Origin of the sequence: Pseudoduganella chitinolytica (genome assembly GCF_029028125.1) — a bacterium.
GTDB classification, from domain to species: domain Bacteria; phylum Pseudomonadota; class Gammaproteobacteria; order Burkholderiales; family Burkholderiaceae_D; genus Rugamonas; species Rugamonas chitinolytica.
This window is the reverse complement of the sequence record NZ_CP119083.1, coordinates 386512-401078: the sequence shown is the minus strand read 5'-3', so window position 1 is coordinate 401078 and position 14567 is coordinate 386512. Positions and strand designations below refer to the sequence as shown.

Here is a 14567-nt window from a genome sequence, read left to right as displayed (position 1 = left end):
ATGGAGACACTATGCGTACACCGTTCCGCCCCACACTGATCCGCCTTGCCATCGCCGGCGCCTTTGCCCTGCCCGGCTTGGAAGCGGCTGCGCAGCAGAGCGCCCCGGCCCCTGCACTGACCGATGCCGAAGCAGCACCCGGCACCACGCAGGATGCTGTCACGGCCCCCACCGCCCCCGCCATTGCCCCCGCCACCGCACCGGTCGCCGCCCAGGAACCAGCGCCCACGCCCGCCGTCGTCACGTCCGGCGCTTCGGGCGAGCCCGAAGCGCCTACGTCCGTCGTGCGCATCTCCGGCTCCCGCATCGTCGCGCGCGGCTTCACGCAACCCACGCCGACGACCAGCCTGACGACCGCCGACCTGGAAAAGGCCGCCAAGCCGAACCTGTTCAACACCCTGGCCGAACTGCCGGCGCTGCAGGGCAGCACGGGCCGCACCACCAGCACCAACAGCACCAGCAGCGGCATCCAGGGCTTGTCGTCGCTGAGCCTGCGCGGCCTGGGCACCATCCGCACCCTGACCTTGCTGGACGGCCAGCGCGTGGTGGGCGCCAACGTCACCGGCGTGACGGATGTCAGCCAGTTCCCGCAGCTGCTGGTCAAGCGGGTCGACGTGGTGACGGGCGGCGCCTCCGCATCGTACGGCTCGGACGCCGTCGGCGGCGTCGTCAACTTCGTCACGGACAAGAAGTTCACGGGCTTCAAGGCCAACGCCCAGGGCGGCATGACGAAGTACAGCGACGACAAGGGCGGCACGTTGCAGGCCGCCTGGGGCCGCGGCTTCCTGGACGACCGCTTCCACGTCGCCGTCAGCGGCGAATTCACCAAGGAGAACGGCATCGACTCGCCCGGCTTCGGCGAGGTGGGACCGAACGGGCGCACCTGGTACAAGAACCCGGCCTACTCGGTGCGCCCGCTGGCGCAGACGACCGACGGCCTGCCGCAGTACCGCGTCATCGAACACGCGCAGCAGTACCAGTACGCGAAGTATGGCCTGATCACGAACGGTCCGCTGCAGGGCACCGCGTTCGGCCCCGGTGGCGTGCCCTTCCCGTTCCAGTACGGCTCCAATGGCGTGCCGACCGGTACCGGCGCCGTCACCAACTGCGTCAACCCGTTCTGCATCGGCGGCGACCTGTCCGGCAGCGTGGGCGCCGGCACCAACCTGGCCATGAACTTCAAGCGCCAGGTCGCCTACACGCGCATGTCGTGGGACCTGAACCCCGACAACCAGATCTACTTCACCGCCAACTACGCCCAGGTCGCGTCGCATTTCTCGCCCAATCCGGGCGCGGCGAAGAACGGCAACCTGACAATCCAGTGCTCGAACCCGTTCCTGCCCGCGTCCATCGTGGCTGCGTGCGCGCAGAACAACATCACCAGCTTTGCCTATGGCACGGCCAACGCGATCTTCCCGGCCAATATCAACGTGCACCCGACGCGCACGCAGCGCCGCTTTGTGCTGGGCGCCGAGGGCAAATTCCCGTTGCTGGGGCGCGAATGGTCGTACGACGCCTACGTCACGCACGGCGAGAACAAGACCAATATCGACGTGCACGACATCACCCTGAACGCCCGCTACAACGCCGCCATCGATGCCGTGCGCGGGCCGGACGGGCGCATCGTCTGCCGCAATCCGGTGGCGGCGGCGTCGGGCTGCGTGCCGCTCAATATCATCGGCGACAATCCGGTCGATCCGGCCGCGTGGGCCTACATCGCGCCGGCCCAGGGCCCGCGCCAGCGCACCACGCAAAGCCAGGACGTCGCCAGCTTCAACCTGAACGGCGAGCTGTTCGAAGGCTGGGCCGGCCCCATCGCGCTGGCCACGGGGGCCGAATACCGCCGCGAGAAGTACCGCGTGCGCGGCGATGCGTACGGTGCCGGCGTGTCGCCCGAGTCGCCCAACAACGCCTTCTATCCGGCCGACCCGCTGCTGAACACGACCGTCGGCAACAACTGGTACGCGGGGAATTACCACAATGGCGAGGGCTCGTACAACGTGCGCGAAGCCTACGTGGAGCTGAACATTCCCGTGCTGAAGTCGGCCACGTGGGGCGAAGCCAACATCAACCTGGCCGACCGCGAGACCAAGTACAGCACGGCCGGCAGCGTGGGCAGCTGGAAGCTGGGCGCCAGCTGGCAGACGCCCATCGACGGCCTGCGCCTGCGCGGCGTCACGTCGAAGGACGTGCGCGCGCCCAACCTGTCCGAGCTGTTTGCGGCACCGGTCGTCGTCAACAACGTCGTGCAGTACCAGGGCAATACGATCTCCGTGCAGGAGCGCACGGTCGGCAACACGGCGCTGCGGCCCGAGATCGCCCGCAACAACTCGTTCGGCATCGTGCTGAACCAGCCCAAGTGGGCGCCCGGCTTTTCCATCTCGGCGGACTACTTCGACATCAAGGTGCGCGGCGTGATCTCGGCGCTGACGATCCAGCAGGAGGTCGACCTGTGCGTGGCCGGCAACCAGGAAATCTGCGCGGCGATGGTGCTGAACAGCCCGGGCAACAACTACGTCACCGTGCAGAACTTCAACCTCGCCTCGCTGCACACCAAGGGCGTCGACATCGAGACGGCCTACCGGACCAACCTCGACAAGTTCGGCCTGCCGGGCCGCTTCACGTTCCGCGCGCTGGGCACGCGGATGCTGCACTTCATCACCGATTCGGGCGTCGTCGGCACGATCCCGGTGGACGGTGCCGGCTCCAACATGGGCAACACGCCGAAGTGGAAGGTGCTGGCGCAGCAGACGTGGGAACACGACAAGCTGTCCCTGTCGCTGACGGAACGGTGGATCAGCGACGGCACCTATCGCAACGACTTCATCGAGTGCCAGGCCAACTGCCCCGTCTCGACCTTGATCCACCCGACGATTTACGACAATCGCATGAAGGGCGCCACGTACCTGGACATCGGCGGCAGCTGGAACTTCAGCAAGCAGCTGCAGGCCTACTTCAAGATCGACAACGTCACCGACCGCGATCCGGAGCCGGCACCGCAGACCAACGCCAGCTACGGCATCAACCCGGCGCTGTACGACGTGGTGGGCCGCTCCTACCGCGTCGGCCTGCGCTACAGCTACTGACGCGCCGTGGGCAATCTCGCGTCCGTCCTGCTGGCGGTCGGGCTGCTGACCGTCCTGATCGCGTGGGGCAAGGTGCAACCGCTGGTGGCGTTCGTGCTCGCCGCGCTGGCGGCCGCCCTGCTCCTCGGGGTGCCACCGGCCAGGATCCCCGGTGCCATCGAGAAGGGCATCGGCGACCTGCTGGGCTCTCTCGTCGTCGTCATTTGCCTGGGCGCCGTGTTCGGCAAGCTGATTGCCGACAGCGGCGCCGCACGGCGCATCGCCACCTGCCTGATCGGCACCATGGGGCCTTCCCGGCTGCCGGTGGCGCTGACGGTCACGGGCCTCGTCGTCGGCGTGCCGCTGTACTACAACGTCGGCTTCGTGCTGCTGGTGCCGCTGATCCTGTCGCTGGTGTTCCAGTCCGGCCGGCCCGCCGTCGCGCTGGCGATCCCGCTGCTGGCAGGCCTGTCGATCGCGCATGGCTTCCTGCCGCCCCATCCGGCGCCGACGGCGCTCGTCACGACCGTGCATGCGGAGATGGGCAAGACGCTGCTGTACGGGCTTGTCGTGGCGATCCCCACGCTGATCGTGGCCGGGCCCCTGTTCGCGCTGACCTTGCACCGCATCCGCGCCACGCCGCCGCTGTTCAACAGCGCGACCGTGCCGGATGGCGAACTGCCCGGCACCTTCAACAGCTTTGCCACGGCGCTGCTGCCGGTACTGCTGCTGGGTGCCGGCACGCTGGCGACGATGGCGCGGCCGGAGCTGGCGCCCGCCCTCGCCTTCTGGACCGATCCGCTGACGGTGATGCTGCTGTCGTACGGCGTGGCCGTGGTGTCGCTCGGGCTGGCGCGGGGCAAGCGTCTGCCGGCCGTGATGGCCGGTGCGCAGGATGCCATGCGCGAGATCGCGCCGATTCTCCTGATTATCGCCGGCGCGGGCGCGCTCAAGCAGGTGCTGGTCGTGTCGGGTGTCAGCGCGCAGCTGGGCGGCATGCTGGCCGGCCTGCCGGTGCCGCCGCTGGTGCTGGGCTGGTCCGTGGCGACCGTTATCCGCATCTGCCTCGGCTCGGCCACGGTGGCGGGCGTGACGGCCGGCGGCATCGTCGCGCCGCTGGCGCAAAGCTCCGGCGTGGATCCCAACCTGATGGTGCTGGCCATCGGCGCGGGGAGCCTGATGTGCAGCCACGTGAACGACTCCGGCTTCTGGATGTTCAAGGAATACTTCGGGCTGTCGCTGGCGGACACGTTCCGCTCGTGGACGGCGATGGAAACGCTGGTCGGCGTGTTCGGCCTGCTGTTCGTGATGCTGTTGTCCCTGGTGATCGGATAAGCCGATGAAAAGAATGTTTGTGACAAGCGCCCTGCTGCTGGCCGCCGCTGCCGCCGCTGCCGCTTCCCCTTCCGCCTACGAGACGATGCCCGACGATCCGCGCGCCATCGTCGCGCGTGCGCCGGCCGATGGCACGCAGGATGCCAGCGCCGCGCTGCAGCAGGCCATTGACCGCGCGGCCAACGGCGGCGAAGGCGGCCTCGTGTTCCTGCCGTCGGGCCGCTACCGCGTCACGCGCAGCATCCTGATCCCGCTCGCCGTGCGCGTCTACGGCGTCGGCCCGACCCGTCCCGTGTTCGTGCTGGCGCCACGCACGCCCGGCTACCAGCAGGGCGTGGCCAATATGGTCATCTTCACGGGCGGCGACCAGTACAACGTGGGCAAGGTGCCTATGCCGGTGCCGGGCGCCGTGCCGCAGGGCGGCGCGCCGGTGCGCGACGCCAACTCGTCGACGTTCTACTCGGCGCTGTCGAACGTCGACTTCGAGATCGGCGACGGCAACCCGGCCGCCGCGGCAGTGCGCATGCACACGGCCCAGCACTCGAACCTGAGCCACATCGACTTCCATCTCGGTTCCGGCCTGGCCGGCGTCTACCAGGTCGGCAATATCGCGTACAACCTGCGCTTCCTCGGCGGCCGCTACGGCATCCTCAGCGAGAAGACGTCGCCGGCCTGGCAGTTCACGCTGCTGGACTCGACGTTCGAGGGCCAGCGCGACGCCGCCATCCGCGAACACGAGGCGGGCCTCACGCTCGTCAACACGGCGATCCGCAACACGCCGGTGGGCATCGAGATCGACCGCGGCTATGGCGACTGGCTGTGGGGGAAGGACGTGCGCTTCGAGAACGTGAGCAAGGCGGCGCTCGTCGTCAGCAACGAGAACAACGTCTACACGCAGGTGGGCTTCGAGAACGCCAGCGCACGCAACGTCCCCACGTTCGTGCGCTTTCGCGACAGCGGGCGTACCCTGGCGGGCAGCGGGACGGCTTACAACGTCAGCGAGTTCACGTACGGCCTGACCGTGAGCCGGCTGGGCGAACCGGGCCGCTTCGACACCCGCTACCGGACCGCGCCCGCCACGGCGGCTGCGCCCACGCCCGCGCTGCGGTCGCTGCCGCCCGCGACCGAGTGGGCCAATGTGCGCCGCTTCGGCGCGCGCGGCGACGGTGTCACCGACGACACGGCCGCGCTGCAGAAGGCCATCGACAGCCAGCGCGTCGTCTACCTGCCGCAAGGCTTCTACGTCGTCAACGACACGATCCGGCTGCGTCCGGACAGCGTGCTGATCGGCCTGCACCCCGGCCTGACGCAGCTGCTGCTGCCGAACGGCTCGCCCGCCTACCAGGGGATCGGCACGCCGAAGGCGCTGCTGGAAAGCGCGCGCGGCGGCGACGCCATCGTCTCCGGCATCGGCCTGGCGACGGGGGAAGTCAACCAGCGCGCCGTGGCGCTGCTGTGGCGTGCCGGCGAACGCTCGCTGGTCGACGACGTACGCATCCAGGGCGGTCACGGCACCCGGCTGTACGACGGCAGCCGCAACGACCCGTACCGCAAGGATGCCAAGTTCGACACGACGGCGCACTGGGACCGCCAGTACCCCAGCATCTGGGTGACCGACGATGGTGGCGGCACGTTCTCCGGCATCTGGTCGCCCAGCGGCTACGCGCAGGCGGGCTTCTACGTGACGAACACGAAGACGCCGGGCCACGTCTACGAGCTGTCGGCCGAGCACCACGTGCGCGCCGAGATCGTGCTGGACAACGTGGAGAACTGGGAATTCCTGGCGCCGCAAACGGAGGAGGAAGTGCGCGACGGTGCCGACGCGGTGTCGCTGGAGATCCGCAACAGCCGCAACCTGCTGTTCGCGAACTACCACGGCTACCGCGTGACACGCTCCATCAAGCCGATGCCGGCCGCCGTGACGATCATGAACTCGCGCGACATCCGCTTCCGCAACGTGCACGTCAACGGCGAAAGCGGCTTCGCCACCTGCGACGACAAGGGCTGCACCACCTTCCTGCGCGCCAGCAAGTACCCGTACGAGAACGCCATCCGCGACGTCACGCACGGCATCGACGTGCGCGAGCGCGAGTTTGCCGTGCTTGACTACACCGGCACGCAGAAGGAGGCACCGGCGCCGCAGGGCAAGGTCGAGAAGCTGGCCGACGGGTTCTATTCGATCGCCGGCGCGGCGGTCGATGCGCGCGGCAAGCTGTACTTCGTCGACCGCCATTGGCGCCGCATCCACAGCTGGACCAAGGAGGAAGGACTGGCCGTGGTGCGCGATGCGCCGCTCGATCCCGTCAACCTCGCCATCGACCGCAGCGGCAATGTGCTGGTGCTGTCGTCCTTCGGGCCGCAGGCGAGCGTGTACGCCTTCAAGCCGGGCGCGCCGCCGACGGAAGTCACCATGATCCAGCCCACGCCGGTCGCCCCCCGCCCTGGCGCGCAGGTCGCGGTGCCCGTCAACTTCTGGCAGAACGGCGAGTTCCGCGACCAGCTCGACCCACGCACCTACGAGTTCACCACGCTGGCCGAGATGTTCGCGCGCGATGTCGCCAAGGCGCAGTCGCACGAGTACGTGTCGCCGGATGGCAGCCTGGTGCTGCCCGCCTACCGCGTACTGCGCCAGGGCGCGGCCGACCACCTGGGTTACCGCTGGGCGGACAGCCTGAACGCGCATGGTTTCGTCAGCGCGCCGGCGGGGCAACGCGTGGTGTTCACGAACGGCTCGGAGAACCGCACGTTCAGCGGTATCGTCAACGCCGGCGGCGCCATCGAGGACCTGCGGCAAGTGGCGAACCGCGGCGGCGAGAGCGCGGCGGTGGACGGCGCCGGCAACGTCTACGTCGCCAACGGCCAGGTGTTCGTGTACGGCGCGGACGGCAAGGAAAAGGGCCGCATCGACGTGCCGGCACGCCCGCTGCAGCTGGTCTTCGGCGGCGCGGACCGGCGCACGCTGGTCATCCTGACGCACCACGCGCTGTACGCGACGCGCGTGCCATGACTGGCCACGCCATGAAGCTCGCCACGCTGCTCCTGGGCCTGGTGGCCGCGTCCGCATTTGCCCAGCAGTCGATGCCGTTGTGGCCCGAGGGCGTGCCGGGTTCGGCACAGCGCCGGCATGACCGGAGACGGTGCAGGATACGTACGTCAGCAACGTGCATGTACCCTCGCTGACTGTCGCGCGGGCCGACGCGCGCCACGCCAACGGTGCGGCCGTCGTCATCGCGCCGGGCGGCGGCCACCGCATGCTGGTGTTCCAGAACGAAGGCATGCTGGCGGCGCAGCACCTGAACCGGGTCGGCGTCACCGCGTTCGTGTTGAAGTACCGGCTCGCGCGCGACGGCGCCTCGCCCTACTCCATCGAAGGCGACGCGGCCGCCGACCTGCGCCGCGCCGTGCGCTGGGTGCGCGCGCATGCGACGGAGTATGGCGTCGATCCACGCCGCATCGGGGTCATGGGCTTCTCGGCCGGCGGCGAACTGGTGACGCTGGTGGCGGACAATCCGGCGCCGCCGGGCTGGCAGCCGCGCGACGCCGTCGATCGCCTCAGCGCCCGGCCGGACTTCCAGGTGCTGGTCTACCCCGGGCCGCTGGGCGTGCCCGCCAAGGCGGCGGCGGGCGCACCGCCGGCATTCATCGTGGCCGGCTCGCGCGACAAGTGCTGCATGCCGCCCGCGCTGGGCCTGTACCAGCAGCTGGTCGCGGCGGGCGTCTCGGCCGAGCTGCACCTGTATGCCGACACCGACCACGCCTTCAACATGGGCCAGCGCGGCGAGCGCGTCGCACTGCAGCACTGGCCCGACCGGCTGGCCGACTGGCTGGCGGATGGCGGCTGGCTGGTGCCGCGCGACGACCGCCCGCCCGAAGGCGTGCCGGCCCCGTGATTTTGCAAGGAGTGCGAATGAAGCGTTTCACCGTTGCGATGCTGGCCCTGGCGGCCGCCGCCGACGCGCGGGCGGACAGCCAGTTCAAGCTGCTGGTGCTGGCGATGCCCGGCAAGTACCACTACGAATACATTCCCATCGCACGCGACAGCCTGGAAAAGCTGGGCAAGCTGCACGCGTTCGACGTCACCTACACGCACCGTCCGGAAGTGTTCGACGGCGACCTGAAACAGTACGCGGCCGTCATGTTCCTGAACACGCCGGGCGAGGAACTGCACCCTTCGCAGCGGGCCAGGTTCGAGGCGTACATGAAAGGCGGCGGCAACGCCATCGTCGTCCACCGCGCCGCCATCACGCCGCCGGACGAGTGGCCGTGGTACGAAAAGCTGGTGGGGCGCCGCGTGGGCGTGCACCCGATGCTGCAGACGGGCGTCGTCACCATTGCCGACAAAGGCTTCCCCGCCACGTTCGGCCTGCCGGAGCGGTGGATCTGGAGCGACGAGTTCTACGTCATCACCAATCCCTACAACGTGACGATCCACCCGGTGCTGAACGTCGATGAGTCGAGCTACGACCCCACCAAAATCTGGCCGGGCCAGGTGGCGCGCGGCATGGGCCGCGACCATCCGGTGGCGTGGTACCACCGCGTCGAACAGGGCCGCGTGTTTGTCACGACCCTGGGCCACAACGGCGAGATGTACCGCGACCCACAGTACCTGGGACATCTGATGGGCGGGATCTACTGGGCGGCGACGGGGATGGGGCAAGTGGGGCGATAAAATCGGCCCTCCCGGCGATGCGCTGCCGGGATGAAGCCAGCGCCGTCAGCACACTTTGTTCGCCGACAGATCCCAGCCACCCATTGTGCTCCCGCCAGCGCCGCCTGTAACTTTCTGTTGAGTGTATTTCCACTTGACCTTGGCGAACTTGAGACTTACGTGCTCGGTCAGGATGGCACCGCTCATGATGTTCGGCACGACCGCGCCGATCAGTACATTATCCAGTTCGATTTCGAAATATTTGACGCGCTCGCCCTGCCCATCTGCGCGCATGAATTCGAATTTGGCTCTCGGGACGGTCTTCCCGGCGGAGCACGTCTGCAGCAACATGGGTGACGACAGGTCGGTCAGCTTCGAAATCACCACGTCACCATGTTCGCAACGTTCGGCCGTGTGACCGCCTCCGGTAGAGGCGGTTGCCGACTTCGGCTGCATGACGCTCCAGACGGCGGACGTGCACTCGATCCACCCCCTGTGCTTCTCGTCCGCCGATTCTCCTTGGATACCATCAATCTGCAGATAGACATCGATTGCCATGACTCCTCCGTAATGTTGGCGACATCGGAACGCGTGTGCTCAACGATGCTCCATCGGACTGCGCTCGTCCATGTTGAGGCAGCGCAGATACGGATAGCTGTGGCGGGATCATGCTGAGGCCACAGCCAGGCGCAAAGTTCGCACGGCGCTGGATTTAAGTTTTGTGTGGAGGACTACCATGCATGCAATTTCGAAGTTGCTAGCCTGCGCAGTTGCGTCAGCCATTGCCGCAGCCGCAGTTGCGCAGAACCAAGTGACGAGCGCCTACAGTCCATTGACCGATGCGGCATGTTCGGCAAAAGTGGATGACAGCACTACGGGTGCGCAAACGATGGAATGTCCAGGCGTACATGGCTACCGGTTGCGCGTGACCGAGGACGACGAACGCTCCTCGGTGGACGTCGTTACACCCGATGGTCGCTCGTTCGCACTGAACTTCTGGGATGTCGTCACGCGCGGCTTCTCGACATTGGGCTCACATGCCGAGTGGCGCAGCAAGGTAGTCAATGGCACTGCCATCCCCTTCGCTGTCATCGTTGGGGTGAATGCGCTTGACCAGCGCGATCCGGACAATCCACATCCGCTCCCGCTCCTTGCCGTGGCAAGGATCAGCCGCGATGAAGTGTGCGTAACCCATCGAATCGATGCCGCACACCCTGGCGCGACTAGTCGCGCTCGCATCGCAGCAGCGCAAGCCCTGGCGCCATGCTTGCGCGACACTGCCAAACCGTAAGGAGGATGTATGCCACAGCCCTCAGCCGCATGCAAGCGTGCGCTTGCCGATGCCACTGCATTGTGCCCCAACCGGAACCGCGACGCTGACGGCCTGATGGGCGACGCCGCGCATCAAAAAAGGAAGAGCGATCACAACGACGGCAATGCGTTCGACTTGACACACGACCCGGCCAATGGCGTCGACTGCAATTTCTTCGCCAAGCTCGTTCTGCTGGATTACCGCGTGAGTTACGTCATATGGAACCGGCAGATCTATAACACCGCCTCAGCCGGCGAAGGGTGGCGCCCATATCATGGCAAGAACGGTCACACACACCATATGCACGTATCGATCAAGCCTGCCCTGCGGGACATCGCCTCGCCGTGGCCTTGGGCATCGCTCGAGTGCTAGGGCATACGCGTCGGCTCCTGGTACTAAAGGCCAAGCCAGCCACCACTGTCAATCCGGATAGTAAGCAATCTGCCGCGCAATCTCGCGCCGCTTCAGTTCGATGACATTGCGATGATGCTCGATCTGCCGGCGCTTGTAGTGGATCACGTTGCGGTCGTGGCTGACCTGGCGCCGGGCGATGGCCGCTTCATTGGCTTCGTGCTGGCGTACCCGTTCCAGCCGGCGGGCGCCACGGTAGTCGCCCCGGGCGAGCAGTTCGTCCTGCCGGCGCTCGACCTGCCGTGCTTCGCGCGCCTCGATCCTGGCCACGCGCCGGTCGTGCGCGAGATTGTGGCGCGCCACGTCGATCGCGTGACGGTCGCGGTGGATCGCCCGATGTGCGGCCCGGATTTCGTGCCGGTCGTGGCGGACGGCGGCGTCGGCATGCCATGCGGCCTCGTGTGCGGAGGCGCTGCCGCAAAGCCACAGCAGGCCGAGGAGGATCGAGGCGGGCTTGTTCATCGTGGTTCCTTTTCATGTGTTCGACGTTCCTCCATGTAACGCGGTATGCATGAGCAAGGACCACAATTATCCGGGTAACAATTGTAAGCAGACGTGAGGCCCGTCGCCGCGACGCGAGGATTGCGTCGATCGGCCCTGCCCTTGCGTCCCAGCCGCGGCCGTGCTAACTTAGTTAACACGTTAACTAAATCGACGAAACCCGCCATGGCACCCGAACCGATCAGCATCAGCGTCAACAGCGGCCCCACCATCGAAGGCAACCTCTGGCAGGCCACGGATGCCAAGGGCGTCGTGCTCGTGCACCCGGGCACGGCGATCACCCAGCGCTTCTACGAGCCGTTTGCCCGCTACCTGGTGCAACTGGGGTTCAGCGTGGTCACGTACGACTATCGCGGCACGGGACGTTCGCGTCCTGCCAGCCTGCGCGGCTTCGACGTGTCGATGGCGGACTGGCTGGACGAGGACGTGGGCGCGGTCACCCGTTGGGCCGCCGAACGCTTTCCCGGCCTGCCGCTGTGCGCTGTCGGCCACAGCCTGGGCGGGCATGCGCTGGCCTTGTCCGGCGATACGAACAGCCTGCGTGCGGCGGTGCTGGTCGCTTCCCACGCCGGCGTCACCGCCACCATCCGCGGTACTGCCGAGCGCTTGCGCGTCTGGCTCGTGATGCGGGTGCTGGCGCCGCTGCTGTGCCGGGTGCTGGGTTATATGCCGGGACGCAGGCTGGGCCTGGGCGAGGACCTGCCCCGTAACGTCATGCTGCAATGGAGCCGCTGGACCACGTTGCCGCGCTACTTCTTCGACGATCCGGCGATGGACGCCGCGGCGCGCATGGCGCGGGTCAGGATACCGCTGCTGGTACTGGGTTTCGACGACGATCCATGGGCCAACCCGCACGCCATCGGCATGCTGGTCGCGCCGCTTGCGAATGCGCCGGTCGAGCGGCGCCAGGTGGCGCCGCACAGTGCCGGCCTGCGCGCCATCGGGCACATGGGGTTCTTTCGCAAGCATGCGGCCGAACGGCTGTGGCCCCAGGTCGGCACCTGGCTGCTGGAACAGGTCGGCGCGGCCGATGCACGGCGGGCCAAGCAATGAGCAAGCCGCCCCGCTTCGTCTTCCTGCTCAACCAGGCGCAGCGCCGGCTGCAACGCTGGACCGAGACCCGGCCTGAAGCCTGGGAAGGCATCAGCTCGGCGCAAGTGGGCCTGCTGTTCCTGCTGGCGTCGCGCAACCAGGCCACGATCGGCGAGATTGCCCAGGCCTTGCAGGTGGCGCCGGCGGCCGTCACCAACCTGTCGAAGCGGATGGAAGCGGCGGGATTGATCGAGCGGGTCGCCGACAGCAGCGACGGCCGCGTCACCCGGCTGCAGCTGACGGCCGCGGGCCAGCACGCCAGCGCCCGCAGCAGCGACGTGCTGCAGGAGCTGAACAAGAAGTTGAGCAAGGGTTTTTCGGCGGACGAACTGGCCGTCGTCGCGCGCTGGCTGGCCCACGTGGGGGCGCTGGAACTCGAGCCGGCGGCGGCCGAAGTGCCCGCGCCCGGGGAGCTTACTGCCCCACGCAGATAATCTTCGTCACGTACTCGCGCGCGGCAGCCTTCTTCTTGGCCGCCCAGTCGATCACTTCCTGGGCCTGCGCCACCGTCATCACAGTGGCCTTGTCCTTGTTGCGGATAAAGGAGACGCCCTCGAACACGCCTTCCTTGCTGCGCATGACCTTGGCAAACACGGGCGGCTTGGTGTCGCCGTCGCTGATCTTGTTCTGTTGTACGAGGTATCGCTGGTCGTTGTCCATGTGGGCCGCCCGGGTGGTTTGGTGAGTGCTTTCCGACGCCGGAAAGCAAAAAGCCCAACCGATTAAGGCTGGGCTTTCGCTGGAATTCTGGCTCCCCGACCTGGACTCGAACCAGGGACCTGCGGATTAACAGTCCGTCGCTCTACCGACTGAGCTATCAGGGATTAGATGGCAGCATTGTAATCGTTCCGGGCAACTTGCGCAACACTATTTCCGCTACGCACTACCCATAACTACTTTGCTGCCGACTACTTCTTCAGTGACTTGCGTCAACGAAGAAGCAGGATTTTAGAGGACTTTGGCGATCGCGTCAACCACGGTGTCGAGGTTGCGCGAGTTCAGCGCGGCCACGCAGATGCGGCCCGTGTCCACCGCGTAGATCGACTGTTCGCGCAGCTTGGCAACCTGCTCTTTCGTCAGGCCCGAGTACGAGAACATGCCGACCTGCTGGCGCACGAATTCGAAGTCGTGCTGCGGCGCTTTTTCCTTCAGCTTCTTGACGAAGGTGTCGCGGGTTTCCTTGATGCGCACGCGCATCGCGGCCAGTTCGTCTTCCCACAGCTGGCGCAGTTCCGGCGTGGCCAGCACGGTCGCGACGACCTTGCCGCCGTGCACGGGCGGGTTCGAATAGTTGGTGCGCACGACGCGCTTCAGCTGGGACAGCAGGCGGGCCGCTTCGTCGGCGCTTGCGGCGACGACGGACAGCGCACCCACGCGCTCGCCATACAGCGAGAACGACTTCGAGAACGAGTTCGACACCAAGAGCGGCACGCCGGTGGCGGCGAAGCGGCGCACCACGGCGCCGTCTTCGGCGATGCCGGCACCGAAGCCCTGGTAGGCCATGTCCAGGAACGGGATCAGGCCGCGCGTGACGACGGCGTCGATGACCTGGTCCCACTGCTGTTGCGTCAGGTCGGCACCCGTCGGGTTGTGGCAGCACGCGTGCAGCACGACGACGGCGCCCTGCGGCATGGCCTTCAGCGATGCCAGCATGCCTTCGAAGTTGACGCCGTGCGTGGCGGCATCGTAGTACGTGTAGTTGTTGACCTTGAAGCCGGCGCTTTCGAACAGCGCGCGGTGGTTTTCCCAGCTCGGGTCGCTGATATAGACATCCGACGACGGCGAGAAACGCTTCAGGAAATCGGCGCCCAGCTTCAGCGCGCCCGTGCCGCCCAGGGCCTGCACGGTGATCGCGCGGCGCTCTTGAACTACGGCACTGTCGGCACCAAATACCAGCTCCTGCACCGCCTTGTCGTAGGCGGCCAGGCCCTCGATCGGCAGGTACGTGCGGGGGGCGGGCTGTTCAATCAGAATGTTTTCGGCCTTCTGTACGCAAGATAACAGCGGCACCTTGCCATTGTCGTCATAATAGACACCGACGCCCAGGTTGATCTTGGCGGGATTGGTGTCTGCGTTAAATGCTTCGGTGATACCCAGGATCGGGTCGCGCGGAGCCATCTCGATGGCACTGAAAACGGAAGGGTTCGTCATGATAAGATTGGATTCGATTGGAAGCGGTTCGCAGCGGATTGATGACAGATGC

General features: G+C 66.8%; 13 protein-coding genes and 1 tRNA gene. 9 read left to right on the top strand and 5 right to left on the bottom strand.

Going from position 1 to position 14567, the window contains the following annotated elements:
- The first annotated feature begins 11 nt into the window (after positions 1–11).
- From PX653_RS01785 to PX653_RS01765, 5 genes are all read left to right on the top strand, one after another.
- Entirely contained in the window at positions 12–3086 is a 3075-nt protein-coding gene (locus PX653_RS01785) for a TonB-dependent receptor plug domain-containing protein (RefSeq protein ID WP_277416247.1), read from the top strand.
- A 6-nt stretch (positions 3087–3092) separates the two neighbouring features.
- A complete protein-coding gene (locus tag PX653_RS01780) occupies positions 3093–4400 on the top strand; it encodes a gluconate:H+ symporter (protein ID WP_277416246.1) in 1308 nt (435 codons plus the stop codon).
- A gap of 4 nt (positions 4401–4404) precedes the next feature.
- Positions 4405–7407, top strand: a complete 3003-nt coding sequence (locus PX653_RS01775; protein WP_277416245.1) for a glycosyl hydrolase family 28-related protein — start codon at positions 4405–4407, stop codon at positions 7405–7407.
- Between the two features lie 130 nt (positions 7408–7537).
- Positions 7538–8290, top strand: a complete 753-nt coding sequence (locus PX653_RS01770; protein WP_277416244.1) for an alpha/beta hydrolase — start codon at positions 7538–7540, stop codon at positions 8288–8290.
- A 17-nt stretch (positions 8291–8307) separates the two neighbouring features.
- Complete coding sequence (locus PX653_RS01765; RefSeq protein ID WP_277416243.1) at positions 8308–9069, top strand: ThuA domain-containing protein; 762 nt, start codon at positions 8308–8310, stop codon at positions 9067–9069.
- 45 nt (positions 9070–9114) lie between these two features.
- Here PX653_RS01765 and PX653_RS01760 read toward each other — a convergent pair whose 3' ends face one another.
- The gene (locus tag PX653_RS01760; RefSeq protein ID WP_277416242.1) at positions 9115–9606 is read right to left on the bottom strand and encodes an Hcp family type VI secretion system effector; all 492 of its coding nucleotides are present in this window, start codon (positions 9604–9606) and stop codon (positions 9115–9117) included.
- Between the two features lie 178 nt (positions 9607–9784).
- Here PX653_RS01760 and PX653_RS01755 point away from each other — a divergent pair, with 178 nt between their 5' ends.
- Entirely contained in the window at positions 9785–10339 is a 555-nt protein-coding gene (locus PX653_RS01755; protein WP_277416241.1) for a hypothetical protein, read from the top strand.
- A 9-nt stretch (positions 10340–10348) separates the two neighbouring features.
- Entirely contained in the window at positions 10349–10732 is a 384-nt protein-coding gene (locus PX653_RS01750; protein ID WP_277416240.1) for a VldE C-terminal domain-containing protein, read from the top strand.
- Positions 10733–10780: 48 nt separating this feature from the next.
- On the opposite strand, the gene PX653_RS01745 is transcribed toward PX653_RS01750, so the two are convergent.
- On the bottom strand, positions 10781–11233 hold the full coding sequence (locus PX653_RS01745; protein WP_277416239.1) for a hypothetical protein: 453 nt from the start codon (positions 11231–11233) through the stop codon (positions 10781–10783).
- Between the two features lie 204 nt (positions 11234–11437).
- On the opposite strand from PX653_RS01745, the gene PX653_RS01740 reads away from it, so the two are divergent.
- Both PX653_RS01740 and PX653_RS01735 read left to right on the top strand, forming a co-directional pair.
- Complete coding sequence (locus tag PX653_RS01740) at positions 11438–12325, top strand: alpha/beta hydrolase family protein (RefSeq protein ID WP_277416238.1); 888 nt, start codon at positions 11438–11440, stop codon at positions 12323–12325.
- Positions 12322–12798, top strand: a complete 477-nt coding sequence (locus tag PX653_RS01735) for a MarR family winged helix-turn-helix transcriptional regulator (RefSeq protein WP_277416237.1) — start codon at positions 12322–12324, stop codon at positions 12796–12798. Before PX653_RS01740 ends, PX653_RS01735 begins: the two co-directional genes overlap by 4 nt.
- Here PX653_RS01735 and PX653_RS01730 read toward each other — a convergent pair.
- From PX653_RS01730 to PX653_RS01720, 3 genes are all read right to left on the bottom strand, one after another.
- Positions 12779–13024 (bottom strand): hypothetical protein, encoded by a 246-nt coding sequence (locus PX653_RS01730; RefSeq protein ID WP_277416236.1) that lies wholly within the window; start codon positions 13022–13024, stop codon positions 12779–12781. The two genes, PX653_RS01735 and PX653_RS01730, sit on opposite strands and share 20 nt — an antisense overlap.
- A gap of 88 nt (positions 13025–13112) precedes the next feature.
- Positions 13113–13188 (bottom strand) — tRNA-Asn (locus PX653_RS01725).
- Between the two features lie 124 nt (positions 13189–13312).
- Positions 13313–14515: an amino acid aminotransferase gene (locus PX653_RS01720; RefSeq protein ID WP_277416235.1), complete on the bottom strand. Its 1203-nt coding sequence runs from the start codon at positions 14513–14515 to the stop codon at positions 13313–13315.
- Between the last annotated feature and the right edge of the window lie 52 nt (positions 14516–14567).